Genomic DNA, 25,736 nt, shown 5'->3' on the forward strand with positions numbered 1-25,736 from the left:
CGGCACGGCATCCAGCAGCGCGCGCGTATAGGGATGGGCGCAGCGCTCGAACAGATCCTCCGGCCGCCCCTGCTCGACGATCTGGCCGAGATACATCACCGCGACCTCGTCGCAGAGATAGTCGACGACGGCGAGGTCATGGCTGATCAGGATGTAGCTGAGGCCGAACTGCTCCTGGAGATCCTGCATCAGGTTCAAAACCTGCGCCTGCACGGAGACATCCAGTGCGGAGACCGGCTCGTCGGCGACGATCAGCTTGGGCTGCGTGATGAACGCGCGTGCAATGGCGATGCGCTGGCGCTGGCCGCCGGAGAATTCGTGCGGATATTTCTCCATGTCCGCATCGCGCAAGCCGACCTGGCGCAGCACCGCAGCGACGCGGTCGCGGAACGTGGTGCGGTCGGCGCCCTCGAGCACGGTCAGCGGCTCGGCGACGATGCGGGCGATGGTCTGGCGCGGATCGAGCGAGCCGTAAGGATCCTGAAACACCATCTGGAAATCGCGGCGCGCACGCCGCAGCTCGTCGGCAGATATGCGGTTGAGGTCGCGGCCGAGCAGCGCGACCTGGCCCGACGTCGGCCGCTCCAGCGCCATCACGACCCGCGCGAAGGTCGACTTGCCCGAGCCGGACTCGCCGACGACGCCGAGGCTCTTGCCGGCCTGGACCTGCACGCTCACGCCATTGAGGGCTCGCACCTGCCCCGGCGGACGGAACAGACTTTCGCGCGGCAGCGTGTAACGCTGCACCAGATCCTTCACGTCGAGAAGCGGCTCTGCAGCGGCGGTCATGCGGTCAGCGCTCCGACGCGTTCGGCCATCGACACGTCCGTTCTGATGCAGCGAACGAAGTGGCCGGGGCCGACATCCACCATCGGCGGCAGCGCGGCGCGGCACTGGTCGATCACGAGCGGACAGCGATCGGAGAAGGTGCAGCCGGTCGGCAGATCGGCCAGCTCCGGCACCGTGCCCGAGATCGTCTTCAGCCGCGTCCCCTTGCGCGCGCCGAGCTTGGGCCGGGCGCGGAACAGGCCCTGCGTATAGGGATGCCCCATGCGGCGGAACACCTCGTCGGTCGGGCCGCTCTCGACGACGGTGCCGCCATACATCACCATCATGCGCTGCACGTTCTCGGCGATGACGCCGAGATCGTGCGAGATCAGGATCATCGACATGCCGCGCTCCTCGACGAGATCGGCGATGAGGTCGAGGATCTGGCCCTGAATGGTGACGTCCAGCGCGGTGGTCGGCTCGTCGGCGATCAACAGATCCGGCTCGCAGGCGAGCGCCATCGCGATGGTGATGCGCTGGCGCTGGCCGCCCGAGAACTGGTGCGGATAGGCATCGACCCGCCGTGCCGGGTCCGGCAGCCCGACGCAGTCGAGCAAGGCGATGGTCTCACGCCGCGCCTGCGAGGCCGAATATTTCTTGTGACGCCGCAGCGGCTCGGCGACCTGGTTGCCGATCGTGTGCATCGGGTTGAGCGCGGTCATCGGCTCCTGGAAGATCATGCTGATGCGGTTGCCTCGCAGGCGGCAATAATCGGCATCGGAGAGCCCGACGAGCTCGTCGCCATCCAGCTTGATGCTGCCGCTGACGACCGCACTATCAGGCAGCAGGCCCATCAGCGACAAGGCCGTCACTGACTTGCCGCAACCGGATTCGCCGACGAGACCAAGCGTCTCGCCGCGCTTGAGCGCAAAGCTGACGCCGCGCACGGCCTGCGCCGGCCCGCGGCTGGTGTTGAGGCGGACGCCGAGATTGGCGACCTCGATCAACGGCGCCGTTGCGTAATGAGCCATCGTCACCGCTCCCGCGCCAGTCTGGGATCGAGCAAATCGCGCAATCCGTCACCAAGGAGATTGAGGCCGAGCACGGCAATGGCGATTGCGACACCCGGATAGACTGCGAGCATCGGCGACTGGAACAGCAGTGTCTGCGCATCGTTCAGCATCCGTCCCCAGGACGGCTGCGGCGGCTGCGTACCGAGACCGAGATAGGACAGCGCGGCTTCGGCGAGAATGGCGAGCGCGAACTGGATGGTGACCTGCACGATCAGGATCGACAGGATATTCGGTAGCACATGCTCGATCGTGATGCGGAAGCGCCCCTTGCCCGCCGCGCGCGCGGCCAGCACGAATTCGCGTGCCCAGATCGCGTTGGCCGAACCGCGCGTCAGCCGGGTCAAGGTCGGGATCTGGAAGATCCCGATCGCGACGATCGAGGTCACCATGCCCGGCCCGGCCACCGCGGCGAGCATGATCGCCGACAGCACGGCCGGAAAGGCGAAGCTGAAATCGGCGAAGCGCATGATGATCTCTTCGGTCCAGCCGCGCCTCGCCGAGGCGATCAGACCGAGGCAGACGCCGAAGGTGAGGCCGATGCTCACCGCGATGATGCCGACCATGATGGTCGAACGCGCGCCGGCGAACAGCAGCGAGACAATGTCGCGGCCGAAGGAATCGGTGCCGAGCCAGTGTGCGGCCGACGGCGGCCGCAGCTTCGAGGCAATGTCGATCTCATAGGGCGACCAGGGCGTCCACACCAGCGACAGCAGCGCCGAGGCAAGCACCAGCAGGCTCAGCGTGGCGCCGAGCACGAAGCTTCGATGGCGCAGCGCGCGACGCCAGAACGTTCGGCCCGGCAGCGGCCGCGTCGCGAGCGGCGCGTCGATGGTCATGGGCGCGCTCACAGATCGTGGACCTTGATGCGGGGATCGATGAAGGCGTAGAGCACGTCGACGACGAAATTGACGATGACCACCATGGTCGCCAGCAGCATCACGCAGTTGCGCACCACGATCAGGTCGCGGTTGGCGATCGACTGGAAGATCAGCCGCCCGAGGCCCGGCAGGTAGAACACGTTCTCGATCACGATGGTGCCGGCGAGCAGATTGGCGAATTGCAGCCCCATCACCGTCATCACGGGGATCATGGCGTTGCGCAGCACGTGGCGCCACAGCACCTCGCGCTTGCCGAGCCCTTTTGCGCGCGCGGTGCGGACGAAGTCCTCGCGCAGCACCTCCAGCACGGCTGAGCGCGTGACGCGCGCGAGGATCGCAGCCTGCACCACCGCGAGCGAGATTGCCGGCAGCAGCAGTGACTTGACGCCCAGCCAGATGCCGTCCTCCCAGCCGGCAAAGCCGCCAGCCGAGAGCCATTGCAGCCGCACCGAGAACAACAGCACCAGGAGGATCGCGAACCAGAAGTTCGGCAGCGCGATGCCGACCTGCGTCAGCGACATCACGCCGACGTCGCCGAGCTTGTTGTGGTTGGCGGCGGTGTAGATGCCGGCGGAGAGCGCCAGCGTCACCGTGACGGTCATGGCCATGATCGCGAGCGGAACGGTCAACACCAGCCGCTCCGCGATCAGGCTCGCGACCGGCGTGCCGTAGACATAGGAGTTGCCGAGGTCACCGGACAGCAGTCCCTTGATCCATTGCAGGTAGCGAACCGCCAGCGGTTGGTCGAGCCCGAGCTTGACGGTGAGCGCGCGGACCGCGTCCGGCGAGGCGTCGGCGCCCATCAGCATCTGCGCGGCGTTGCCGGGGAGCGCATCGAGCACCAGGAAGATGATCAGCGATGCACCGACCAGCGTCGCCAGCAAGGTCAACAGACGTCGGAGGACAAAGACGCTCATGCGTGCTCGGCTTCAGGGCTCACCCGCGGCACGATCAACATGTCTGGACGGCGGAGGCAAGCTCTTTGCAGCATGTCCGTCTCCTCAAGCCGGCCGACGGGACAGAAGGTCACTCGACGTCTCGAACAGCGCGCTCACGCGCAGCAATTCGGCGTCGCCGCGGAAACGGCCGACGAGCTGCAGCCCGATCGGCAGGCCGTCGCGGCCGAAGCCGCAGGGCAGGCTGACGGCGGGATGGCCGGTCATATTGAACGGCATGGTCCAGGGGAACCAATGCGGCCGGACGCTGTCGAAATGCTCGCCGTCGATCTCGATTCGGCCGAACAAATCCTGCCCGATCGGCAGCGCGGTGCGCGTCAGGGTCGGCATCGCCAGCAGGTGCCCGCGCGCAAGCAGCGATTGCACCCGGCGGAACAGCGCGGTGCGCGCGAACATCGCCTCCTGATAGTCGATGCCGCTGACCTCGGTCGCGAGCGCAAGCTGCTTGAGAAATGCCTCGCTCAGCTCGTCCCTGTGCTCGGTCGCGAGCTTCGCAAAGCGCGTGCGCCAGACGGTGTGGTTGATGGCGCGCCAGATCGGCTCGATGTCAAACCCGTCGCCGGAGAATTCCTCGAGCTCGGCACCGAGCCCCGCCAGAAGGTCGAGGCTCGCCTTGAAGCTGGTTGCGACGTCGGCGGACACCGGACGGCCGGGCGGGGTCAGGCAGTGCAGGATCTTCTGCCCGCGCAGATCGCCGCGCGGGGCGGCGGTGCCGATGAAGTCGGGCACGGGGACGCCAATGGACCAGGGATCGCAGGCATCCTCGCCGGCCATCGCCTGCATCATCAGCGCGGTGTCGGCGACGGTGCGCGTGGTCGGGGTGACATAGGTCTGGTTGCCGAACGCGTCCATCGCCTGGCTGTGCGGGATCACGCCGTTGCTCTGCTTCAAGCCCACCACGCCGTTGCAGGCGGCGGGAATTCGCGTGGAGCCGCCACCGTCGGTCGCGATCGCAAGCGGCGCGATGCCGCTCGCAACGGCCACCGCCGCACCGCCGCTGGAGCCGCCGGAGGAACGTTCCGCACTCCACGCGTTGCGGGTGCGGCCGAACAAGGGCGAGTCCGTCAGGCACTTGCTGCCGAACTCCGGCGTCGTGGTCTTGCCGATCAGGATCGCGCCCTCGCTGCGCAGCCGCGCCACCGCCACGGTATCCTCGTTCGGCACATTGTCCTTGTAGGGAACCGCGCCGAAAGTGGTCTTGACGCCCTTTGTGTTGACGATGTCCTTGACGGTGACGGGGATGCCGTGCAGCAGGCCGAGCGGCTCGCCGGCCATCATTTTGCGCTCGGCTTCGCGCGCCGCCGCGATCGCCTGGTCACCGCACAGCGTGATAAAGCAGTTCAGCTCGGGCTGGAGTGCCTCCGCCCGCGCGAGCACGGCACGAACGATCTCGACTGGCGAAATCCGCTTTCCGGCGATGAGGCCGCGCAGCTCGGTTGCGGACAAGAGACAGGGATCGCCGTTCATCGTCAATCGCGCTCCGAGGGGAGGCCGTTGGTGGCCCAAGCATTGCATCGGCAGCGAGAATGACAGTTCTGTTACCCTCCCGTCCAATACGATTTTGGGCGCTAACCCATACATTCACGGTATGCCAATGGATCTTCGCCGGCTCCGCTATTTCGTCGCCGTCGCCGAGGCGCGCAGCATCGGCAAAGCCGCCGAGCGGCTCCGGATGGCGCAGCCGCCGCTTTCGGTTCAGATCCGCAAGCTCGAAGCAGAGATCGGCGCGCCGCTCTTCCTCCGCGGGACTCGCGGCATCGATCTGACGGAGGCGGGTCAGGCGCTGCTGGCGCGCGCAAGCGAAGCGCTCGCCCTTGCGGCCGACGGCGCCGAGGCTGCGCGCGCCGTTGCTTCGGGGCGGCGCGGCCGGCTATCGGTGGGTTACATGTTCGTGCTGGCGAATGCGATGCTGCCGCGGCTGATCCCCGAGCTGCGCCGCGCGGTTCCCGGCGTCGACCTCGGCTTCGCCGAGCTCAGCGCCTCGACGCGGGAGGCTCGGGTGCTCGATCGCAGCGTCACGGTCGCGCTGTGCATGCCCGCAATCAACCATCCCGAAATCCAGGTGGCACGGATCGGTTCGCAGCCTTTCATGCTGGCCATGCCGATCCGCTCCCCACTCGCCCGTCTGAGCTCCGTGCCAATGGCCCGGCTGCAGGGCCGTCCACTGATCGCGCTCCCGCATCCGGACCATGGGCCCGCCTCCTCCGCAGTCGTCCCCTTGTTGCGTCGGCACCAGGTCGTGATGCCGATCGCCAGCAGGGTGGAGACCGTGCATTCGGCGATGAGCCTGGTTCTGGCCGGCGAGGGCCTCGCCATCCTGCCGGCCTGCGCGCAGCTCGGCGCACCACGCGGCGTCGTGTTCAGGCCTCTACGTGACGTCACCGACTCCCTCGACATCGCCGTCTGCTGGCGGCGGGACTCGCAGAGCCCGCTGATCGGGACCTTCCTGAAATGCGCCGAGAAGGCCGTCGCGCGGATGTGAGGCCGCGCTACAAGCTCCAAGTCACCTCATAGCTCCAGGGCGGATCGGCGCCCGGACGAGTGCATGTGAGGCCGGCGCAATTGGCGGCGAAGGACAGCGCGCGACGGAGTTCGTCGGCACCGATGTCCTTCAGGGCTTGCCGGGCGATGCGACCCTGCTTGTGCAGGGCGTACAACAGCGCGGCCTGAAAGCTGTCGCCGGCCCCGATCGTGTCGGCCACCTCGACCTTGGGCGAGGCGACCTCGATCTGCCCTGCTCCAGCGTGCCAGGCCATCGCGCCATCGTTGCCGCGGGTGATGACGACGAGGCTCGCGCCCTGCCCGAGCAGCCTAGTCGCCCGCTGCTGATATGGCTCGTCGCCGAACAGATAGGTAAAATCGACGTCAGACATCTTGATGAGATCGGCCGTCGCGGCAAACGCGGCCATGCGCGCGAGATAGGCCGGCTTATCCTTGACGAGGTTGGGGCGACAATTCGGATCGAAGGAGATCGTCGATGACGCCCGTGCATCCGCGATCAGCGCCGTCGTCTCCGCCGCGCCCCGGTCGTTGACCAGCGTGGTGGAGCCGACATGCAGCGCCTCGATCCCGCCGAGCGGAATTGTTCCGCGCCGATAGGTCCATTCCCGCGTCGCGGTTTCGGCATCGTAGAAGGCATAATGCGACTCGCCCGCAACGATGCGGACGAAGGCGAGCGTGGTCTGATGATCGCCGCGGGTGGCGAGACTGAGGTCGACCTTGGAGGCCGCGGCGTGATCCGCGATCATGCGCCCGAACAGATCGGTCGAGATGCCGCCGACGAAGCCCGTCGGCGCACCCAGCCGCGCCATGCCGATCGCGACGTTGAGACAGGAGCCGCCGACCGCCGGCATCACCGCGTCGCGGCCGTCGGCGTTTCGCGTCGGCACGAAGTCGATCAGCGCATCGCCGCTCGTTATCAGCATTCGTTTCAACCTCTCGCGCTTTCGCGCATCGCCGCGCGGCTGCCGCGATCGACCTCGCGCAGCAGCTTGTAGACCTCGCGCTTGCTGGCGTGAAAGGCGGCCATATCGGGCGCGGTCGGCTCGCTCTTCCGTCCCAGCGCCGACATTTTCGCCATGGTCTCGCCGATCGAGGCATAGGCGCCGCCGGCGACCGCGCCCAGCATCGCGGCGCCCAGCAGCACCGGCTCTTTAGTCTGCGGCAGCGCGACCGTCAGGCCGGTCGTATCGGCCATGATCTGCCGCACCAAGGGGCTGCGGCTTGCGCCGCCGCCCATGATCATGATGCTGGAGCGGACGCCATGCGCGGCAAAGGCCTCGATCACCTCGGCAAGGCCGTAGGCTAGCCCGCACAGGCCTGCGACGAACAGACGTTCCATTGATGCGACGTCGGTATCGAGATCGAGGCCGGCGATCACCGCGCGCGTGTCGGGATCGGCGTAGGGCGAGCGGTTGCCGATGAATTCGGGCAGGACATGAACGTCGCGGGCGAGCAGCGCGGCGCGGCTGGCATCGCCAGCGCGCGCGATGATGCGGCGCTCGAGGAAGTCGATGAGGTCGAGCCCCTCGTTGCGCGCCGACGCACTCGCCTCGGCATGTCCAGGATGCGATTTGAGCAGATGGTCGATTGCGGCGCCCGCGGCCGACTGGCCGCCCTCATTGAGCCAGAAGTCCGGCACCATGCCGGAATAATAAGGGCCCCAGACGCCCGGCACGAAGCATGGCTGCTTCGTCGTCGCCATGATGCAGGCCGACGTTCCCATGATGTAGGCAAGCCGATCGCAGGCATCCGCCGCGCCCCCCGATCCGTCGCGTCCGCCGATCGCACCGATGCCGCCGGCATGGGCGTCGATCAGGGAGGCGCCGACCGGCGTGGCCGGTGACAGGCCGAGCTCGTCCGCTGCCGAGCGAGTGAGACCCGCACCGAGCCGCGTGCCCGGGGCGACGATCTCGGTGCCGATCCGGGCATACGCCTCGCTGACGAAATCCGCCAGCCCGATGCGCTTGAAGAATGGTGCACTCCAGCTGTCATCATGCGCGAGATAGTTCCATTTGCAGGTGACGGTGCAGGTCGAGCGCTGGAGCGAGCCGGTCGCGCGCCAGGTCAAATAATCCGCCAGATCGAAGAAATGACCGGCAGCGTCGAAACTGCCGCGAAGATGCCGCTTCAGCCACAACAGCTTCGGCATCTCCATTTCGGGCGAGATCGAGCCGCCGACATAGCGCAGCACGGCATCTTCGGTCTCGTTGATCAGCCGCGCCTCGGCGGTGGCGCGATGGTCCATCCAGACGATGACGTTGCGCTGCGGATCGCCGGAGGCACTGACGGTGACCGGCTCGCCGGCCTTGTCGAGCACCACCAGGGAGCAAGTGGCATCGAAGCCGATGCCGCCGACGCTCTCCGGCGCGATGCCGGATTCCGTCATGGCCGCGCGTACCGATATCGCGCAGGCCTCCCAGATGTCCTGGGACGACTGCTCGACGATGTCGCCGGCCTCGTGCCACGTCCGGATTGGATGCCGCGCCATCGCGAGCAGCGTTCCGACCTCGTCGAACACCCCCGCCCGCGCGCTCGTGGTCCCCACGTCGACGCCGATATAGGCTCGCGGCATTGTCGCTCCCGGTCGCTTCGTCAATCGTGACGCAAGCCTACCAGCAAGTGTAGCCGCCATCCACCAGCACGATGCTGCCGGTCATCAGGCTCGCGGCCTCCGACGAGAGAAACAGCACGACGGAGGCGATCTCTTCGACCTGCCCCATCCGCGCCATGGGGGTTCCACCGATCCAGGCGTCGTACATCTTGGGATTGCTCTTCACGAAGGCGTTCAGCGGCGTCTCGATATAGGTCGGCGCTACCGCGTTGACGCGGATGCCGCGCGCACCCCATTCGGCCGCGAGCGACCTGGTCAGATGATGCACGCCGGCCTTGGAGGCGTTGTAGAAGCACTGCTCCTGCGGCTTGTTGACGATGAAGCCCGACATCGAGCCGACATTGACGATGGCGCCGCTTCCAGCCTTCAGCATATGCTTGCCGAACTCGCGGCAGCACCAGAAGGTGCCGTTCAGGTTGACGTCGATGACGTTGAGCCAATGCTCGTCGGTGACGGTCTCGGCCGGGGTCTCGCTGCGCGCGATGCCGGCATTGTTGACGAGAATGTCGACCTTGCCGTGACGGGCCACGAGCTCGCCCGCAACCTCCGCCACACGCTTGGTATCGGTGACGTCCATGATCGCGGTCTCGATGTCGTAGCCCTGGGCCTTGAGGCTGGCCTTTGCACTGTCCGCAACCTTGCCGTCACGATCGCCGATGACGACCCTGGCTCCGGCCTCAGCCAGCGCCTCGGCGCAGGCGAGCCCAATGCCCTGCCCGCCGCCGGTGATGAACGCGGTCTTGCCATCAAGCTTGAATTTTTCCAGATACATGGCCGTCTTTCCGTTGTCTTGCCGTTTCTTGTTCAGCCCCGAAGCGCGTTGCCGCTTTCGTCGAAGCGATGGATGCGCGCGGGGTCCGGAGCCAGCGACACGCGGTCGCCGGCATGCAGGCTCAATTCGCCGATATAGCGCGCCGTCAGCATGCCGAGCGCTCCGGCATCGACGTAGAGGAACGTATCGCTGCCGAGATGCTCGGCCACCGCGATGGTCCCGGGCCAGCCACCGCCGCCGTCGCGCTCGATCTTGAGATGCTCCGGCCGCACGCCGATCGTCGCGGCTCCTTTCTGCAAGGCGGGCTCGCCAGTGACGAAATTCATCCTGGGCGAGCCGATGAAGCCGGCGACGAACAGGTTTGCGGGCCGTTCGTAGAGCTCGAGCGGCGAGCCATATTGCTCGATCTTGCCGGCATTGAGCACGACGATCTTGTCGGCCATGGTCATGGCTTCGACCTGGTCGTGGGTGACGTAGATCGCGGTGGTGCCGAGCTGCTTCTGCAGCCGCGTCACCTCGATGCGCATCTGCACGCGCAGCGCCGCATCGAGATTCGAGAGCGGCTCATCGAACAGGAACGCCTTCGGCTCGCGCACGATGGCGCGCCCGATCGCGACCCGCTGGCGCTGACCGCCGGAAAGCTCGCGCGGCTTACGATCGAGATACGGCGTAAGGTTGAGCGTCGCGGCGGCCGCTTCGACCTTGCGATTGATCTCGTCCTTGGCAAGGCCCGCCATCTTCAGGCCGAAGCCGATATTGCCGCGCACGCTCATGTGTGGATACAGCGCGTAAGACTGGAACACCATCGACAGCCCGCGCTTGGCCGGCGGCGTGTCGACGACGTTCTTTCCGTCGATCAGGATATTGCCGCCCGAGACGTCTTCGAGCCCGGCGATCAGCCGCAGCAGTGTGGTCTTGCCGCAGCCGGAGGGGCCGACGAACACCACGAAGGAGCCGTCGGCGATGTCGAGGTCGGCGCCCTTGATGATGTGCACGGGACCGAAGGACTTTTGCACGCCCTGAAGTGTGATGTGACCCATGATCCGGCAGCCCCCTACTTCACCGCGCCGAAGGTGAGCCCGCGCACGAGCTGCTTCTGGCTGAACCAACCGAGGACGAGAATGGGCGCGATCGCCAGCGTCGAGGCCGCCGACAGCTTTGCCCAGAACAGCCCTTCCGGGCTCGAATAGGACGCGATGAACGTGGTGAGCGGCGCGGCGTTCGAGGTCGACAGGTTGAGCGTCCAGAACGCCTCGTTCCATGCCAGGATCAAATTGAGCAGCATCGTGGATGCAAGTCCCGGGATCGCCATCGGCGTCAGGACATAGACGAGCTCGCGACCGATGGTGGCGCCGTCCATGCGCGCAGCCTCCAGGATGTCGCGCGGGATCTCCTTGAAATAGGTGAACAGCATCCAGATCACGATCGGCAAGTTTCCGAGGCACAGGATGAAGACGAGGCCGATGCGGGAATCGAGCAGGCCGAAGGATTTGTAGATCAAATAGATCGGCACCAGCACGCCGACCGGCGGCATCATCTTGGTCGAGAGCATCCAGAGCAGGATGTCTTTGGTGCGTTTGGTCGGCGAGAACGCCATCGACCAGGCTGCGGGAATGGCGATCAGGAGCGCAATCAGCGTCGAGCCGCCGGCGATGATGATCGAATTCATCGCGTGGTGCAGATAGTCGCTGCGCTCCTGCACGGTTGCGTAGTTCTCCGTGGTCCAGTGGAAGAACAGGAACGACGGCGGCACGGCGAAGGCCTCGAGCTCGGTCTTGAAGCTCGCCAGCACCATCCACAGGATCGGGAAGAAGATCAGGAAGCCGAAGAACCAAGCCCCTATCGTCGAGACCACCACCCGCCGCGTCGTCGCCATCCGTGCCATGTCAGGCCTCCAAATTGCGGCCGACGATGCGGACCAGGAAGAAGGCGACGATATTGGCGATCACGACGGCAACGAGGCCGCCTGCGGAGGCGCTGCCGACGTCGAACTGGATCAGTGCCTGCGCATAGATCAGGAAGGCGATGTTGGTGGTCTGCAGGCCCGGTCCTCCCCCGGTGGTGACGAAGATCTCGGCGAACACCGTGAGCAGGAAGATGGTCTCGATCAGGATCACCACGGTGATCGGACGCGCAAGGTGCGGGAGCGTGATGTAGATGAAGGTCGAGACCGCGCTGGCGCCATCCATCTCGGCGGCTTCCTTCTGCTCCTCGTCGAGCGATTGCAGCGCGGTGAGTAGGATCAAGGTTGCGAACGGCAGCCATTGCCAAGTCACGATCAGGATGACCGCGAGCAGCGGCACGTCGTTGAACCAGTCGATCGGCGTCAGGCCGAACAGCGAAGCGAGCCAGGCGAACAGGCCGGACACCGGATGCATCAGCAGGTTCTTCCAGACCAGCGCGCTCACCGTGGGCATCACGAAGAACGGCGCGATCACCATCAGCCGGACGAAATTGCGTCCGATCACCGGCTGGTCCATCAGCAGCGCCAAGGGAATGCCGAGCAGGATAGTGAGCGCCAGCACCGAGCCGACCAGCACCAGGGTATTTTGGAGCGAAGCGAGGAAGGCGGGATCGGTGAGGAAGTAGCGGAAATTTTCCAGGCCGACGAAGGATTCCGAACCGGGATCGAGCAGGCTGTAATGCAGCGTCGAGAAATAGATCGTCAGTGCGAGCGGGACGATCATCCAGATGAAGAGCAGCCCGACGGCCGGCGTCAGGAGCGAGCGCGCAAGAAGCTGCGTCTGCCGGGTTGCCATCCCTGACTTCTCCTTCAGAGCGTTTTCGAGCGAAGTGGAGACCGGTTCGCGGGAAGAAAACGCGTCAAAATGAAACCTTGGGAAAAGGCGGCCATCCATCCGGAATGGCGGATGGCCGCGAGTCTGAGCTCAGGAGGAAGAGCCCGGATTCACTTGATGTAGCCGGCGCGCTTCATCTCGCGCTCGGTGGCCGATTGCGCCGCCGTCAGCGCTGCGTCGACGGTCATCGATCCCGCGAGCGCCGCGGAGAATTGCTGACCCACCTGGGTGCCGATGCCCTGGAATTCGGGGATCGCGGCATATTGCACGCCGACATAAGGCACCGGCTTCACCGTCGGCTTGTTCGGATCGGCCGCATCGATCGAGGCCAGCGTCAGCTTGGCGAAGGGAGCGACCTTCAGATAGTCCTCGTTGTTGTAGAGCGAGGTGCGCGTGCCCGGCGGCACGTTGGCCCAGCCCTCCTTCGACGCCACGAGCTTGGTGTAGTCCTTGCTCGTCGCCCAGGCGATGAACTTCTCGGCCGCCTCCGTCTTCTTCGAGCCGGCGGGAATCGCGAGATTCCAGGCCCACAGCCAGTTCGCGTTCTTGCCGAGCCCGGTATTGGGCGCGAGCGCGAAGCCGACCTTGTCGGCCACTTTGGACTCCTTCGGGTTGGTGACGAAGGACGCCGCGACCGTGGCGTCGATCCACATCGCGCATTTGCCGGCATTGAACAGCGCCAGATTCTCGTTGAAGCCGTTGGAACTCGCGCCGGGAGGACCGGCTTCCTTCATGAGATTGACGTAGGTCGTGAGCGTCGTTTTCCATTCCGGCGTGTTGAACTGCGGCTGCCACTTCTCGTCGAACCAGCGCGCGCCGTAGGAATTGGCCATGGCCGACAGGAAGGCCATGTTCTCGCCCCAGCCCGCCTTGCCGCGCAGGCAGATGCCGTAGGTGCCGGTGCTCTTGTCGGTGAGCTTCTTGGCGGCGTCGATCACGAAATCCCAGGCCGGCTTCTCCGGCATCTTGAGGCCGGCCTTCTCGAACAGATCGGTGCGGTACATCACCATCGAGCTCTCGCCGTAGAACGGCGCCGCGTAGAGCTTGCCGTCGGTGGAGACCGCGTCCTTGATCTTGGGCAGGAGGTCGGCGACGTCGTAATCGGCGCCGAGGTTGGCCAGCGGCACCAGCCAGCCCTTCTTGGCCCAGATCGGCACCTCGTAGGTACCGATGGTGAGGACGTCGAACTGGCCGCCCTTGGTGGCGATATCGGTGGTGACGCGCTGGCGCAGCACGTTCTCCTCCAGCGTCACCCATTTCACGGTGATGTCGGGATTCTTCTTGGTGAATTCGCTCGTGAGCCCCTGCATGCGGATCATGTCGCCATTGTTCACGGTGGCGATGGTCAGGGTCGTTTCGGCCATCGCGGGGACGGCCAGCAAAAGTGCGGACGCGCCACAGACGGCGCCCAGGACATGTTTCACGGTGACCTCCCTAAAGTCGCGTCTTTGAGCATATGCCCACGCGTTGGGCGTATGTTCAACATTGGGACCAACGCTTGTCAAGCAGGCGCGTCGGCGTTTCGGCAACTTATGAGTGCTGCGGTGCGGGAGTGGTACGAGATCCCGCGAAGCGGGGAGAGGGAGCGGAGCGCCATTGCCGCGCCGACTTGCGCCTATCGCTCCAAAATCGCCCGTGCCGTGGTCTCGTCGGTGATCAGGCCATTGATCAGGCCGCCGCTCAGCGCCGCGGCGATTGCCTGGACCTTTGCAGCACCAACTGCAGCGCCGATCGTCGTGGACTTGGCCGGGACTTCCGGCGGGATGCTGGTCAGGCGCTTGTTGGTGCCGGCCTTGAGCAGACGGCCCTTGGAATCGTAGGCCCAGCCGGTGATCTCGCCGATGGCGCCCAGTCGCATCATCTCGAACAGTTCGTCCCGGGTGACGAAGCCGTCGACATGGACCTGCGCCTTCTGGTCCATCTGGCCGATGCCGACGAGACGCAAGTCCGCCTTGGCCGCGACCGCCTTCACCTTGGCGATCGGCTCGATGCGGACCATCTTGTTGCGCTCGTCCTCGGACGACATCAGGAACGGCAGCGGCATCGGATAGTGCCGCGCGCCGGTGCGATCGGCGAGCCGGCCGACGGTGTCGTAGAAGCTCGCCGAGCCGTCGGCGGAGATGTTGCCGACCAGGGAGACGATCTGATGATTGGGCCGGTCGATCGGCGTGACGCGCTCGACCGCAGCGCGCACCGCACGGCCCGTGCCGAGCGCGACAATGACGGGCGTCTCCGAGCGCAGCGTGGAATCGAGCAAATTGGCGCAGCGCTCGGCAATGCCCGCGGTGGCTTGCGGCGCCACGGCGTCGGCCGGCACCACCTCGCAATGGACGAGATCAAAGCGCTCTTTCAGGCGCGCCGCCAGTTCCATGCAGGCCGCAATGGGATGCTCGAGCCGAAACGTGATCAGCCGCTCGGCGAGGCAGAGCGACACCAGCCGCTGCGCCGAGGCGCGCGAGACCTGAAGCATCTTTGCGATCTCGTCCTGGGTATGGCCGGCAATGAAATAGAGCCAGCCGGCGCGCGCGGCGTCGTCGAGCCTTGATTTCTCGTTCTCGGCGGCCATGCGCGCCTTACGTCCCCTTCCAGAAATCGCTCATGCGTCCGAACACCCGATCGGCCCCGGCAGCGGACAATATAGCCTGCCCGTCCCGGTCGCCGTAATGGCCTCCACCGACAAATCCCCAGACGGTCATGCCGGCCGCCTTCCCCGCCTGCACGCCGCTGACGCTGTCCTCGATCACCAGCGTGCGCGCGGCTTGCGCGCCCATTCTCTCGGCCGCGTAGAGAAAGAGATCGGGTGCGGGCTTGCCGTGCTCGACCATCTGGGCCGTGTAGATCCGGTCGCCGAAATGCGCGCGCAAGCCGGTAACGTCGAGAGAGAGCGCGACGCGATCGAGATCACTTGACGAGGCCACGCAGAACGGAACCGTCAGTTCTGATACCACCGCCTTCACCCCGGGAATTGCGTCGAGTGACGCGCCAAACGTCTCGAGCACGCGCGACTTCAACCGCGGCAGGAAGCCATCGGGCACGATCTGCCCGAGATCGCGATAATGCTGCTCGATCGCCTTGGTGCTGCGTCCGAGAAAGAGCTCGAGCGCCTGCGTCTCGCTGAGCGCGAAGCCGAATTCGCCCAGCACTTCAGACAGGCAGCGGCAGCTCAACAGTTCGCTGTCGACCAGCACGCCGTCGCAGTCGAAGATGACGAGGTTGGGCTTTGAACGGCCGTAATCCATTCGGCCATTCGATCATATACCCATGTCATGAGCAATAGCTCACTCCGAACAAGGCCGCACGGGTTTTGCGCTGCTCGTTCAATGAACCAGCTGCCGGTAGATCGCCGGCAAAGCCGCCGGCAGCCGCTTGATGTTGCCGACGATGGCGTAGCCGCCGCGGCCGAACAGGGTGGGAAAATAGGATTGCGCCGTCGCATCCACGGTCACACCGAAGGCGGCGATGCCGAGCCGGCGCGCCTCCTGCACGGATTTGCGGGTGTCCTCGACTGCGAAGCGGCCTTCATAATGATCAACATCGTTCGGCTTGCCGTCGGTGAGCACGAGCAGCAGCTTCTTGCGCTGCGGCTGGCGCGCGAGCTCGGCTGCGGCGTGGCGCACCGCGGCGCCGATCCGGGTGTAATAGCCGGGCTTGAGTGCGCCGATGCGGCGCTCCACCGCACCACTCATCGGCTCGCCGAAGGCCTTGACGGTTTCGAGCCGCACCCAGGACCGTCGGCGCGACGTGAAGGTCAGGATGCTGTGGTGATCGCCGCAGGCCGACAGCCCATGCGCGAGCACGAGCAGCGCCTCCTTCTCGACATCGAGCACGCGATGGCCATCGACCCAGGCGTCAGTGGAGAGCGAGACGTCGACCAGCAGCGTGACTGCGAGGTCGTGCCCTTGCGGGCGCATCGCGACGTGAATGCGATCGAGACCAGCGCTGCTGCCGGCACGAAGATCGCAGCGCGCTCGGACGAGCGCGTCGAGGTCGAGGTCATGCCCGTCGGCCTGCGCACGCATCAATTCATGACGTGGACGCAACACCTCGAATCGGCGGCGCACCTGGCGAACGTGCCGGCGCATAGCGTCATCAGGCGCCCAGCTCTCGCCGGTTTCGGAAGCCGCACCCGCGAGCACGCGGCAATGATTGAGCAGATAGGAGCCGCTGCGGTAGTCCCATTCGGGATAGGTGAGATCCGCATTCAGCGCAGAGGCATCGAGCGCCTCGGGCGGAAGGTCGAGATCGAATTTGAGCCGGGTCGCCGGCTTGCCGCTGCGGCGGCTGAGCGTGATCTCCTCGAGATCGTCGGCTGCCTTCTGCGCATCCTCGTCCTCGCTGTCATCAGCGGGGCGGTCGACATTGACCATCTCGGCCATCGCGAGGATCTTCTCGAAACGATTGAGCACGAAGGGATCGCGGCGGTCGGCATTATCCTCGCGTTCGCGGGCGGCGAAGCGCTTGCGATCATCCTTCGCTACGGCCTCCGCGCCCGGTGCACACTCGTCCTCTCCGACATGCGCGGGCGAGAGCTCGCGCGTCCAGCAGTCGCCCCACAGCGGACACGGTAGGATCGAGCGATAGCCCGGCGGCGCCTTGTCCGGCAGCAGACCCGTCCCCATCATCGCCGGCCACAGCTTGCCTGCGGGCGCCTTTCCGGCCCCGAGCAAGGCCAGGACGATCTGCTCAATCTCCTGCTCGATGCGCGGCAAGGGACGACGAGGCCGGGCCTCGGCAGTGGCCGCGGCGAGTTGCGCGTAGTCGGCGACCAGCCCCGGGAATTGCGTCAGCACCCAGACCGCAGTCTCGCTCGCCCGGCGCAACACCAGGAGATCCCGTCGCAGCGGATCGCCCTCCGCGATCGTCTCGACAGGTGCAGCCGCGAACCAGACTGCAAGCCAGCGATAGAGCGATGCATTCAGCGCACGGTCGGCGAAGATCGCGATGCGGCCTGGAAGGAAGATGGCCGCAGCGTCGCGGCCCGGCTGCTCGAGGCGCTCGTCGCCGAGACCGATGCGCTGGCGCCAGCCGAGCCGGTGGGTGGAATGTCGAGCGCCTGCGCTCGCGATCTGCACACCGGTTTCGCCGCCGAGCGCACGGAACATCACCGCGAGCCGGCTCTTCACCTCGCCGAGCGTAACGGCGTGATCGTCGTGAACCGGATAGCTCGCGGTGCCGCCGACCATTCGGTGCCAGGCGCGGCCGACCGTCTCCTCCAGTTCGAGGAAGTCAAGCATGGCAGGACCTCACCCGATCACGGCACGCGCGACGTCCAGCAGCGCGGCCTTGACTTCGGCATCGTCAGTAAGCGGCTCGATCATGCCGGCGAGCACCGCCTCGGCAATCGGCGTGCCCGCGCCGATCAGGCTCGCGCAATAGACCACGAGCCGGGTCGAGACGCCCTCCTCCAGATCGTGTCCCCTCAGCGCGCGCAGCCGACCAGCCAGCCCGACCAGCGGCCGCACACGCTCCGGCGACAGTCCGCTTTCGGCGGACACGACGGCGATCTCCTGCTCGGGCGGCAGAAAGCCGAATTCGATGGCGACGAAGCGCTGCCGCGTCGACGGCTTCAGCGCCTTGAGCAGCGTCTGGTAGCCAGGATTATAGGAGACGACGAGCATGAAGCTGTTTGGCGCCGCCAGTTCCTCACCGGTGCGCTCCAGCGGCAGGATGCGGCGGTCGTCTGTCAGGGGATGGAGCACCACGGTGACATCCTTGCGCGCTTCCACCACCTCGTCGAGATAGCAGATGCCACCCTCGCGAACCGCACGCGTCAACGGGCCATCGGTCCACACGGTGTCGCCGCCGCGGAGCAGATAGCGGCCGGTGAGATCGGCTGCGGTGAGATCGTCGTGACAGGCGACGGTGTGAAGCGGCAGGCCTAGTCGCGCCGCCATATGCGCGACGAAACGTGTCTTGCCGCAGCCGGTCGGGCCCTTGAGCAGCACCGGTAGCCGGCGCCGCCAAGCGTGGTCGAACAGCTCGCATTCGTTTCCGGATGGAACATAGGCCGGAAACGCTGACGCGGAGGTCACGGTGTGAAGAGCGGGTTTCATGATAATCTCTCCGGAATTTCCAGGAAGCTTGCGGCCGCGGCGAACCGCGGCCGCCGTCTGCATTTACTCGGCGGGCTGCAGTGCTGCAGAAATCGTCGCCTGCTTCTCGCGGCCGGGCACCAGCACCGCCCAGACGAACATCAGCGCGGAGATCGCCACGAACACGCCGGAGCCGAGCCGGACCCAGTAGAACATCGCGAGCTGGTCCTGCACGTCCATGTAGCCCTGGCCGAGCACGCGCTGGAGGTGAACCTGGACCACGCCAGCGAAGGTCAACGCGAAGGTCATCACCATCATCGCCGTGCACATGATCCAGAAGCTCGCCATCGAGAGCCACTGATTGTAGGGCGCACGTCCCTTCAGCTGCGGGATCGCGTAGGCCATCACTGACAGGTTCAGCATCACATAGGCGCCGAAGAAGGCGAGATGGCCGTGCGCAGCGGTGACCTGGGTGCCGTGTGTGTAGTAGTTCACCGAGGACAGCGTATGCAGGAAGCCCCAGACGCCGGCTCCCAGGAACGCCATCACGGAGCAGCCGACCGACCACAACAGCGCAGCGCGGTTCGGATGCTTGCGGCCGGCCTTCCAGGTCATCTGCACCGTGAAGATCACCATGGTGAAGAAGGGAGCGACTTCCAGCGTGGAGAACAGCGAACCGATCCACTGCCAGTAGCCGGGCGCGCCGATCCAGTAGAAATGGTGGCCGGTGCCGAGGATGCCCGAGAACAGCGCAAGGCCGATGATGACGTAGAGCCACTTCTCGACCACCTCGCGGTCGATGCCGTTGAGCTTGATCATCAGATAGGCGAGAATGGAGGCCATGATCAGCTCCCAGACGCCCTCAACCCAGAGATGGACGACGTACCACCAGTACATCTTGTCGACCGCCAGATTGATTGGATTGTAGAAGGCGAACAGGAAGAAGATCGCAACGCCCCACAGCCCGAACAGCAGGATGTTGGTGACCGTGGTCTTGCGACCTTTCAGCGCCGTCATCGTCACGTTGAACAGGAACATCAGGCAGACGACGACGATGCCGACCTTGATGATGAAGGGCTGCTCGAGGAACTCGCGGCCCTCATGGTAGTGGAAGAGATAGCCGACGACGGCCACACCCGCTGCGCCGAAGAACATCCAGAACTGGATCTTTGCCAGCAGCGGGCTGTACAGCTCGGTCTCGGTCTCTTCCGGAAGCAGGAAGTAGGTTGCGCCCATGAAGCCGATCAGCGACCACACGATCAGCGCGTTGGTGTGGATCATCCTGACGATGTTGAACGGCAGGAGCGCCGACAGCGTGTTGGGTAGGACGTAGATCGTTCCGGCGACCAGGCCGAACAGGACCTGCGCGAGGAACAGGATCAGCGCGCCGTAGAAATACAGCATCGCGACTTTCTGTGTCTGATATTTCATCTCAGGCTCTCTGTCTTGAGGAATTGCGGAAGCGATGCGCTCAACCGGCCTTGTTCGGCGGCCATTCCTGGCGCTTGATCGTCGAGGTCCATTGCAGGAAGTCGGCGAGATCGTTGAGCTCCTGGTCGGAGAGGTTGAACTGCGGCATCTGGCGCCGGCCCGGCGCACCAGAAGGTTGTGCCTGCATCCAGGCCTTCAGCGTCTCGCGCGCGCCGGCCGGATCCTCGTTGCCGCCCCAGCGATCCCAGACGTTGCCGACCTCGGGTGCGAAATACGCGCCCTCGCCCAGCAGCGTGTGGCAGTTGATGCAGGAGTGCTTCTCCCAGACATGCTTGCCCCGGGCGACTGACGAGGTCAGCGTCTTCGCGTCAGTCGAAGTCGTGTTCATGTAATAGTGGCTGTGCGCCGTCAGCCCTATGAAGATGGCGAAGAAAAAGGCCGAGCCGCCGTAGAAGACGTTTCGAGCGGCCGATTTGGTCAGGCGTTCAGCCATTGCCGATCCTTTCCGGTTGATTCCTGCAGGAAGCGATGCTGCGATTTATTGCCGATACGGCCGCCCCGTTCTTTGTCAGGGCGCAATGAGCGGGTCAGATCAGGGTGACGACCGCGGATCCGAGCCAGGCAAGCAGCAGCACGATGACGATCCATGCGCTGACGAGGCCGCGCCAGAGCGCGGGCGCAGAGCGAAGATCGAGGAAATCGAGCACGATGCGGCGACCCTTGAGGGCAGCGAATGCCAGCAGCAGGGCATTGCCGAGCAACGGACGCGGCACAAATGGTGGGACAACAACGGTCGCGAGCGCCAGACCAATCAGCGCAATCCAGGTGATGTCGAGACGATCCGGAATCACGGCTGCACCAGATAGATGATCGGGAACATGACGACCCAGAGCACATCGACCATGTGCCAGAAGACGGCTCCCGTCTCCACGCTAGACGCTTCGGCACTCCGGGAAACGACGGCCAGAATCACGATGCCAAGGCCGACATGCAGCAGGTGGAAGCCAGTGAGAAGGAAATAGAGGGTGAAGAACGCGCTGGTTTCCAGGCCATTTCCCTCGGCGATTTCCCCTGCATATTCGAGCAGCTTGACCGCGATGAATAAACCGCCGAGCGTCATCGCGCCGAACAGCCAGCCGTGCGCCACCTGCCTGCGGCCCGCACGCGCGGCCGCCGTCCCGCGGGCCGCGGCCCATCCGCTGGTCACCAGAACGACGGTGTTGATCCCGGCGAGATGGGCGTCAAGCGTGGCTTGGCCTGCCGCGAAAATCGCAGGATGGAGCGCGCGGGTGACGATGAAGGCGCCGAGAAACAGGCCGAAGGCGGCGAGCTCGCTGAAGATCAGCACCCAAATCATGGGATCGCCAGGGAGGCCTTCGAAGATTCCCCAGCCGGCTTTCTCTTGTTCGCAATCGGCGACCGACATCTGATTTCCGCATCCACGATGCGAAAAAGATACTCCGACGGCACGGTTCCACTTTGTCGCTGCACAAAGAGAGCAGCGGCGCGACGTTTGCGCTAACGCAATATCCCGGCAGTCACACCGTCATAGGATGGATGCACTTGACGGTTCCACGAGACGGCGAACGAGCCCATGAGCGATGCACAGATCGGACTGATGACCGCGACGCCCATTATCATCGCGTTTGCCATCGCTCTGAGAAGGATGGGCGTGCTCTCGACCGTGGCGACCGTATCAGCGGTGAGCCTCTCCGTCGCGATCGCGACAGTGTTGTTCACCACGCAGTAACTGGTAGGGTGGGTTAGCGAAGCGTAACCTGCGCGTTGCGCAGCTCCTCGGCTAACCCACCCTATGAGACCGCCAATGCGGGCTACCGCCGTTGGTTATACACGTCGATACACACCGCACCCAGCAGCACCAACCCCTTGATGACCTGCTGATAGTCGATGCCGATGCCGAGGATGGACATGCCGTTGTTCATCACGCCCATGATCATGGCGCCGACCACCGCGCCGCCGACGCGCCCCACCCCGCCATAGGCCGAGGCACCGCCGATGAAGCAAGCGGCGATGACGTCGAGCTCGAAGCCGAGACCGGCCTTCGGAGTCGCGGTGTTGAGGCGCGCGGCGAAGACGAGGCCGGCGAGCGCGGCGAGCACACCCATGTTGACGAAGGTGAGGAAGGTCAGCCGCTCGGTCTTGATGCCGGACAGGCTCGCCGCCTTGGCGTTGCCGCCGACCGCGTAGATCTGCCGGCCGATCACGGTACGGCGGGTGACGAAACCGTAGAGCGCGATCAGCGCCGTCATGATCACCAGCACGTTCGGCAGGCCGCGATGCGAGGCGATCAGATAGGTGAAATAGAGCACGGCACAGGCGAGCAAAACGCTCTTGCCGAGGAAGAACGCATAAGGCTCGACCTCGATGCCGTGCGACTGTTCGCGCGAGCGGCTCTTGGCGCTGGCGTAGACAAGGCCAAGCGCGAGTACCGCGCCGATCAGCATGGAGGTCGGATGCACCGTGCCGGCCTCAGGCAGCAATTCGGGAATGAACCCCGACGACAATTTCTGGAAGGTCGCCGGGAACGGCCCGAGCGACTGGCCTTGCAACACCGCGAGTGCGAGGCCCTTAAACACCAGCATGCCCGCCAAGGTGACGATGAAGGACGGGATCTTGAAATAGGCCACCCAATAGCCCTGCGCGGCACCGATGGCGGCACCGACCAGCAGGCAGGCGATGAAGGCGAGCGTGTAGTCGACCTTGTAAGTCACCATCAGTACGGCGGCTACCGCTCCGACGAAGCCGGCGACCGAGCCGACCGAGAGGTCGATGTGGCCGGTGACGATCACCAGCAGCATGCCGAGCGCCATGATGACGATGTAGCTGTTCTGCAGTACGAGGTTAGTGAGATTCAGCGGCTGCAGCAGCGTGCCGCCGGTCATGACCTGGAAGAACAGCATGATCGCGATCAGCGACATCAGCATGCCGTAGTTGCGTAAGTTGTTCTTGATGAAGCTGCCGTGGCGGCGCTCCTCGGGCAGCGACACCGTCTTGTCGGTCATGGCTGCATTCCTCCCATATCCGCGGCGGCGGGCGCGGCGTTCCCAATGCTTCGTTCGTTGCGCATGATCGCGCGCATGATCTTTTCCTGCGTCGCCTCGGATCCCCTGAATTCGCCGACGAAGGCGCCCTCGTTCATGACGCAGATGCGGTCGCAGATGCCGAGCAGCTCCGGCATTTCCGAGGAGATCACCACCACGCCGCGGCCGGCCTCCGCCAGCTCGTTGATGATACAGTAAATCTCGTATTTGGCACCGACGTCGATCCCTCGCGTTGGCTCGTCCAGGATCAGCACTTTCGGATCGGTCATCAGCCATTTCGACAGCACGACTTTCTGCTGATTGCCGCCTGAGAGCTGGCCGGTCTCCTGGTAGACGTCTGAGCAGCGGATCCGCATGCGGTTGCGGTAGTCGCTTGCGACCTTCAGCTCGGCAATGTCGTCGATCACCCGTCTGGGTGCGACCTGCTCGAGGCTTGCCAGCGTGATGTTCTTGCGGACGTCGTCGGCGAGGATAAGGCCGAGCTGCTTGCGGTCCTCGGTGACATAGGCAAGGCCGGCGTCGATCGCGGCCGCGACGCTCGGTAGCATCATCTCCCTGCCCTCGAGCCGGAGGCTGCCGCTGATATTGGTGCCCCAGGAGCGGCCGAACAGGCTCATCGCAAATTCGGTGCGACCGGCACCCATCAAGCCGGCGATGCCCACGACCTCGCCTCGCCTGACGCTGAAATTGACGTTCTTGATCACCTGCCGTTCGGGATGAATGGGATGATAGACCGACCAGTTCTCGACGGTGAGCACGGCCTCACCGATCTTCGCGTTGCGCTCCGGGAAGCGGTGAGCGAGATCGCGATTGACCATGCTGCGGATGATGCGGTCCTCCTGGATCGGCTCGGCACGGCAATCGATGCTGTCGACGGTGCGGCCGTCGCGCAGCACCGTGATGTGGTCGGCGACCTTGGCGACCTCGTTCAGCTTGTGCGAGATCAGGATCGAACCGATGCCCTGCTCGCGGAATGTCATCAGGCGTTCGAGCAGCGCGGCGCTGTCCGCCTCGTTGAGGCTCGCCGTCGGCTCGTCCAGGATCAGCATGCGCACCCGCTTGGAGAGGGCCTTGGCGATCTCGACCAGCTGCTGCTTGCCGACGCCGAGATCAGTGATCAACGTGTCAGGCGATTCCTTCAGACCGACCTGCGCGAGCAGCTCCCGCGTACGCCGGTAGACCTCGTCGCGATCGATGATGCCAAGCTTCGACGGCGGATGCGACAGAAAGATGTTCTCGGCGATCGACATCAGTGGGATCAGCGCCAGCTCCTGATGGATGATGATGATGCCGAGCGCCTCGGAATCGTTGATGTCGCGGAAGCGACGCTCCTCGCCCTCGAAGACGATGGTGCCTTCATAGCTGCCGTGCGGATAGACCCCGCTCAACACCTTCATCAGCGTCGACTTGCCGGCGCCGTTCTCGCCGACGAGCGCGTGGATCTGGCCTGCGTGAACTGAGAAGTTGACGTCGCGCAGCGCCTGCACACCGGCAAAGCTCTTGCTGACGTTACGCATCTCCAGCATGGCGGTCATCGTCGTGTCCCTTGCTTCCTTCGACTCTCCGGCGTGCGGCGAGAGGTCGAATGATATCGCTGCATCCGCTTCGTCATTGCGAGCGCAGCGAAGCAATCCAGACTATTTTCCGCGGCGACAGACTGGATTGCTTCGCTGCGCTCGCAATGACGGAGTGCATATCAACCACTGCTCCCGTGGAGAGCCCCCTCACCCTAACCCTCTCCCCGCACGCGGGGAGAGGGGAAAGAGCCTCACTGGAACTGCGACTTCTTGTAGTAGCCGCTGTCGACCAGCTCCTTCTCCCAATTGTCCTTGTAGACCACGACCGGCTTGAGCAGATAGGACGGCACCGTCTTGACGCCGTTCTCGTAGGTCTTGGTGTCGTTGACAGTGACTTGCTTGCCGGCGAGCGCGGCGTCGACCATGTCGGCCGTGACCTTGGCGAGGTCGCGGGTGTCCTTGAAGATGGTCGAATACTGATCGCCCCGCAGCATCGCCTTGATTGAGGGCACCTCGGCGTCCTGACCGGAGATGATCGGCATCGGCTGGTCGGCGCTGCCATAGCCGACGCCCTTCAGCGAGGAGATGATGCCGATCGAGATGCCGTCATAGGGCGACAGCACGGCATTGATCTTCTTGTTACCGTAATAGGCGCTGAGCAGATTATCCATGCGCGCCTGCGCGGTGGCGCCGTCCCAGCGCAGCGTCGCGACCTTGTCCATGCCCATCTGGCCGGAGGCGACGACGAGCTTGCCGCTGTCGATGTAGGGTTTCAGCACGCTCATGGCGCCATTGTAGAAGAAGTAGGCGTTGTTGTCGTCGGGCGAGCCGCCGAACAGCTCGATGTTAAAGGGTCCCTTGCCCTCCTTCAGGCCGAGGCCCTTTTCGATCGACTGCGCCTGGAGCACGCCGACCTGGAAGTTGTCGAAGGTTGCGTAATAGTCGACGTTCGGCGTGCCGCGGATCAGGCGGTCATAGGCGATCACGATGATGCCTTTTGCTTTTGCCTGCTTCAGCACATCTGACAGAGTCGTGCCGTCGATTGCGGCGATGACCAGCGCCTTGGCGCCCTTGGTCACCATGTTCTCGACCTGCGAGAGCTGGTTCGGAATGTCGTCCTCGGCATATTGCAGGTCGGTGTTGTAGCCGCGCTCTTTCAGCACCTTGACCATGTTGTTGCCGTCGTCGATCCAGCGCGCCGAGGATTTTGTCGGCATGGCAATGCCGACCGTCGCCTTCTGGGCAGAGGCGGCCACGCCCGTGGCCATCGTCGCAGCGCCGGCCAGCGCCAGCGCGAGGAATGTGGTTTTCAATTTCAGCATGTTTCACTCCCTTT

The 25,736-nt window shown here is 64.8% G+C and carries 25 protein-coding genes; 2 read left to right on the plus strand and 23 right to left on the minus strand.

The window, feature by feature from the left end:
* The 5 genes from SE91_RS19715 to SE91_RS19735 form a co-directional block, all read right to left on the minus strand.
* Positions 1 to 789 (minus strand): ATP-binding cassette domain-containing protein (locus tag SE91_RS19715; RefSeq protein WP_061848769.1); only part of this gene is annotated, 789 nt, incomplete at its 3' end.
* Positions 786 to 1,799, minus strand: coding sequence for an ABC transporter ATP-binding protein (locus tag SE91_RS19720; RefSeq protein ID WP_061848770.1), 1,014 nt, complete (start codon positions 1,797 to 1,799; stop codon positions 786 to 788). The genes SE91_RS19720 and SE91_RS19715, both read right to left, overlap by 4 nt.
* Positions 1,800 to 1,801: 2 nt before the next feature.
* The gene (locus SE91_RS19725; RefSeq protein ID WP_061848771.1) at positions 1,802 to 2,689 is read right to left on the minus strand and encodes an ABC transporter permease; all 888 of its coding nucleotides are present in this window, start codon (positions 2,687 to 2,689) and stop codon (positions 1,802 to 1,804) included.
* Positions 2,686 to 3,636, minus strand: coding sequence for an ABC transporter permease (locus tag SE91_RS19730; protein WP_060735623.1), 951 nt, complete (start codon positions 3,634 to 3,636; stop codon positions 2,686 to 2,688). Before SE91_RS19730 ends, SE91_RS19725 begins: the two co-directional genes overlap by 4 nt.
* A gap of 84 nt (positions 3,637 to 3,720) precedes the next feature.
* Positions 3,721 to 5,142, minus strand: a complete 1,422-nt coding sequence (locus SE91_RS19735; protein ID WP_061848772.1) for an amidase — start codon at positions 5,140 to 5,142, stop codon at positions 3,721 to 3,723.
* Between the two features lie 127 nt (positions 5,143 to 5,269).
* Here SE91_RS19735 and SE91_RS19740 point away from each other — a divergent pair, with 127 nt between their 5' ends.
* Positions 5,270 to 6,157, plus strand: a complete 888-nt coding sequence (locus tag SE91_RS19740; RefSeq protein ID WP_061848773.1) for a LysR family transcriptional regulator — start codon at positions 5,270 to 5,272, stop codon at positions 6,155 to 6,157.
* A gap of 7 nt (positions 6,158 to 6,164) precedes the next feature.
* Here SE91_RS19740 and SE91_RS19745 read toward each other — a convergent pair whose 3' ends face one another.
* The 15 genes from SE91_RS19745 to SE91_RS19815 all read right to left on the minus strand — a co-directional run bounded on the left by SE91_RS19745 (position 6,165) and on the right by SE91_RS19815 (position 21,247).
* Positions 6,165 to 7,100 (minus strand): carbohydrate kinase family protein, encoded by a 936-nt coding sequence (locus SE91_RS19745; protein ID WP_061848774.1) that lies wholly within the window; start codon positions 7,098 to 7,100, stop codon positions 6,165 to 6,167.
* Positions 7,101 to 7,105: 5 nt separating this feature from the next.
* Complete coding sequence (locus SE91_RS19750; RefSeq protein WP_061848775.1) at positions 7,106 to 8,749, minus strand: FGGY-family carbohydrate kinase; 1,644 nt, start codon at positions 8,747 to 8,749, stop codon at positions 7,106 to 7,108.
* A gap of 37 nt (positions 8,750 to 8,786) precedes the next feature.
* Positions 8,787 to 9,560 carry an SDR family NAD(P)-dependent oxidoreductase gene (locus SE91_RS19755; RefSeq protein WP_061848776.1) on the minus strand — a complete coding sequence of 258 codons (774 nt, stop codon included), beginning with the start codon at positions 9,558 to 9,560 and terminating at the stop codon, positions 8,787 to 8,789.
* Positions 9,561 to 9,592: 32 nt separating this feature from the next.
* Entirely contained in the window at positions 9,593 to 10,600 is a 1,008-nt protein-coding gene (locus tag SE91_RS19760) for an ABC transporter ATP-binding protein (RefSeq protein ID WP_061848777.1), read from the minus strand.
* A gap of 14 nt (positions 10,601 to 10,614) precedes the next feature.
* A complete protein-coding gene (locus SE91_RS19765) occupies positions 10,615 to 11,445 on the minus strand; it encodes a carbohydrate ABC transporter permease (protein WP_060735618.1) in 831 nt (276 codons plus the stop codon).
* 1 nt (position 11,446) lies between these two features.
* A complete protein-coding gene (locus SE91_RS19770) occupies positions 11,447 to 12,319 on the minus strand; it encodes a carbohydrate ABC transporter permease (protein ID WP_008554209.1) in 873 nt (290 codons plus the stop codon).
* A 149-nt stretch (positions 12,320 to 12,468) separates the two neighbouring features.
* A complete protein-coding gene (locus SE91_RS19775; protein WP_236840896.1) occupies positions 12,469 to 13,722 on the minus strand; it encodes an ABC transporter substrate-binding protein in 1,254 nt (417 codons plus the stop codon).
* Positions 13,723 to 13,973: 251 nt separating this feature from the next.
* A complete protein-coding gene (locus SE91_RS19780) occupies positions 13,974 to 14,924 on the minus strand; it encodes a sugar-binding transcriptional regulator (RefSeq protein ID WP_061848778.1) in 951 nt (316 codons plus the stop codon).
* 7 nt (positions 14,925 to 14,931) lie between these two features.
* Positions 14,932 to 15,597 carry an HAD family hydrolase gene (locus SE91_RS19785; protein WP_061848779.1) on the minus strand — a complete coding sequence of 222 codons (666 nt, stop codon included), beginning with the start codon at positions 15,595 to 15,597 and terminating at the stop codon, positions 14,932 to 14,934.
* Between the two features lie 78 nt (positions 15,598 to 15,675).
* The gene (locus tag SE91_RS19790) at positions 15,676 to 17,592 is read right to left on the minus strand and encodes a nitric oxide reductase activation protein NorD (protein WP_061848780.1); all 1,917 of its coding nucleotides are present in this window, start codon (positions 17,590 to 17,592) and stop codon (positions 15,676 to 15,678) included.
* Positions 17,593 to 17,601: 9 nt separating this feature from the next.
* Positions 17,602 to 18,411: a CbbQ/NirQ/NorQ/GpvN family protein gene (locus SE91_RS19795; RefSeq protein ID WP_061851215.1), complete on the minus strand. Its 810-nt coding sequence runs from the start codon at positions 18,409 to 18,411 to the stop codon at positions 17,602 to 17,604.
* 63 nt (positions 18,412 to 18,474) lie between these two features.
* A complete protein-coding gene (locus tag SE91_RS19800; RefSeq protein WP_008554180.1) occupies positions 18,475 to 19,821 on the minus strand; it encodes a cbb3-type cytochrome c oxidase subunit I in 1,347 nt (448 codons plus the stop codon).
* Positions 19,822 to 19,861: 40 nt separating this feature from the next.
* Entirely contained in the window at positions 19,862 to 20,314 is a 453-nt protein-coding gene (locus tag SE91_RS19805) for a c-type cytochrome (protein ID WP_061848781.1), read from the minus strand.
* A 94-nt stretch (positions 20,315 to 20,408) separates the two neighbouring features.
* Entirely contained in the window at positions 20,409 to 20,669 is a 261-nt protein-coding gene (locus SE91_RS19810) for a cytochrome C oxidase subunit IV family protein (protein WP_061851216.1), read from the minus strand.
* Positions 20,669 to 21,247 carry a cytochrome c oxidase subunit 3 gene (locus tag SE91_RS19815; RefSeq protein ID WP_061848782.1) on the minus strand — a complete coding sequence of 193 codons (579 nt, stop codon included), beginning with the start codon at positions 21,245 to 21,247 and terminating at the stop codon, positions 20,669 to 20,671. Before SE91_RS19815 ends, SE91_RS19810 begins: the two co-directional genes overlap by 1 nt.
* Before the next feature lie 168 nt (positions 21,248 to 21,415).
* Between SE91_RS19815 and SE91_RS37165 the strand changes: the two genes are divergently transcribed.
* Positions 21,416 to 21,571 (plus strand): hypothetical protein, encoded by a 156-nt coding sequence (locus tag SE91_RS37165; RefSeq protein ID WP_085965373.1) that lies wholly within the window; start codon positions 21,416 to 21,418, stop codon positions 21,569 to 21,571.
* Between the two features lie 82 nt (positions 21,572 to 21,653).
* Here the strand turns inward: SE91_RS37165 and mmsB are convergent, their stop codons facing one another.
* The 3 genes from mmsB to chvE all read right to left on the minus strand — a co-directional run bounded on the left by mmsB (position 21,654) and on the right by chvE (position 25,722).
* Entirely contained in the window at positions 21,654 to 22,844 is a 1,191-nt protein-coding gene (gene mmsB, locus SE91_RS19820) for a multiple monosaccharide ABC transporter permease (RefSeq protein ID WP_008554166.1), read from the minus strand.
* Positions 22,841 to 24,418: a multiple monosaccharide ABC transporter ATP-binding protein gene (gene mmsA, locus SE91_RS19825; protein WP_061851217.1), complete on the minus strand. Its 1,578-nt coding sequence runs from the start codon at positions 24,416 to 24,418 to the stop codon at positions 22,841 to 22,843. The genes mmsB and mmsA overlap by 4 nt, the downstream gene beginning before the upstream one ends.
* A gap of 233 nt (positions 24,419 to 24,651) precedes the next feature.
* Positions 24,652 to 25,722 carry a multiple monosaccharide ABC transporter substrate-binding protein gene (gene chvE, locus SE91_RS19830; RefSeq protein WP_061848783.1) on the minus strand — a complete coding sequence of 357 codons (1,071 nt, stop codon included), beginning with the start codon at positions 25,720 to 25,722 and terminating at the stop codon, positions 24,652 to 24,654.
* Between the last annotated feature and the right edge of the window lie 14 nt (positions 25,723 to 25,736).

This window comes from Bradyrhizobium sp. DOA1 (genome assembly GCF_001593325.1).
Classification (GTDB): domain Bacteria; phylum Pseudomonadota; class Alphaproteobacteria; order Rhizobiales; family Xanthobacteraceae; genus Bradyrhizobium.

Excerpts from the sequence above, each read along its gene's own strand:
- SE91_RS19720 (WP_061848770.1), bottom strand. The coding sequence starts at position 1,799 with ATGGCTCATTACGCAACGGCGCCGTTGATCGAGGTCGCCAATCTCGGC.
- SE91_RS19730 (WP_060735623.1), bottom strand. The coding sequence starts at position 3,636 with ATGAGCGTCTTTGTCCTCCGACGTCTGTTGACCTTGCTGGCGACGCTG.
- SE91_RS19735 (WP_061848772.1), bottom strand. The coding sequence starts at position 5,142 with ATGAACGGCGATCCCTGTCTCTTGTCCGCAACCGAGCTGCGCGGCCTC.
- SE91_RS19740 (WP_061848773.1), top strand. The coding sequence starts at position 5,270 with ATGGATCTTCGCCGGCTCCGCTATTTCGTCGCCGTCGCCGAGGCGCGC.
- SE91_RS19745 (WP_061848774.1), bottom strand. The coding sequence starts at position 7,100 with ATGCTGATAACGAGCGGCGATGCGCTGATCGACTTCGTGCCGACGCGA.
- SE91_RS19750 (WP_061848775.1), bottom strand. The coding sequence starts at position 8,749 with ATGCCGCGAGCCTATATCGGCGTCGACGTGGGGACCACGAGCGCGCGG.
- SE91_RS19755 (WP_061848776.1), bottom strand. The coding sequence starts at position 9,560 with ATGTATCTGGAAAAATTCAAGCTTGATGGCAAGACCGCGTTCATCACC.
- SE91_RS19760 (WP_061848777.1), bottom strand. The coding sequence starts at position 10,600 with ATGGGTCACATCACACTTCAGGGCGTGCAAAAGTCCTTCGGTCCCGTG.
- SE91_RS19765 (WP_060735618.1), bottom strand. The coding sequence starts at position 11,445 with ATGGCACGGATGGCGACGACGCGGCGGGTGGTGGTCTCGACGATAGGG.
- SE91_RS19770 (WP_008554209.1), bottom strand. The coding sequence starts at position 12,319 with ATGGCAACCCGGCAGACGCAGCTTCTTGCGCGCTCGCTCCTGACGCCG.
- SE91_RS19775 (WP_236840896.1), bottom strand. The coding sequence starts at position 13,722 with ATGGCCGAAACGACCCTGACCATCGCCACCGTGAACAATGGCGACATG.
- SE91_RS19780 (WP_061848778.1), bottom strand. The coding sequence starts at position 14,924 with ATGGCCGCCGAGAACGAGAAATCAAGGCTCGACGACGCCGCGCGCGCC.
- SE91_RS19785 (WP_061848779.1), bottom strand. The coding sequence starts at position 15,597 with ATGGATTACGGCCGTTCAAAGCCCAACCTCGTCATCTTCGACTGCGAC.
- SE91_RS19790 (WP_061848780.1), bottom strand. The coding sequence starts at position 17,592 with ATGCTTGACTTCCTCGAACTGGAGGAGACGGTCGGCCGCGCCTGGCAC.
- SE91_RS19795 (WP_061851215.1), bottom strand. The coding sequence starts at position 18,411 with ATGAAACCCGCTCTTCACACCGTGACCTCCGCGTCAGCGTTTCCGGCC.
- SE91_RS19800 (WP_008554180.1), bottom strand. The coding sequence starts at position 19,821 with ATGAAATATCAGACACAGAAAGTCGCGATGCTGTATTTCTACGGCGCG.
- SE91_RS19805 (WP_061848781.1), bottom strand. The coding sequence starts at position 20,314 with ATGGCTGAACGCCTGACCAAATCGGCCGCTCGAAACGTCTTCTACGGC.
- SE91_RS19815 (WP_061848782.1), bottom strand. The coding sequence starts at position 21,247 with ATGTCGGTCGCCGATTGCGAACAAGAGAAAGCCGGCTGGGGAATCTTC.
- SE91_RS37165 (WP_085965373.1), top strand. The coding sequence starts at position 21,416 with ATGAGCGATGCACAGATCGGACTGATGACCGCGACGCCCATTATCATC.
- mmsB (WP_008554166.1), bottom strand. The coding sequence starts at position 22,844 with ATGACCGACAAGACGGTGTCGCTGCCCGAGGAGCGCCGCCACGGCAGC.
- mmsA (WP_061851217.1), bottom strand. The coding sequence starts at position 24,418 with ATGACCGCCATGCTGGAGATGCGTAACGTCAGCAAGAGCTTTGCCGGT.
- chvE (WP_061848783.1), bottom strand. The coding sequence starts at position 25,722 with ATGCTGAAATTGAAAACCACATTCCTCGCGCTGGCGCTGGCCGGCGCT.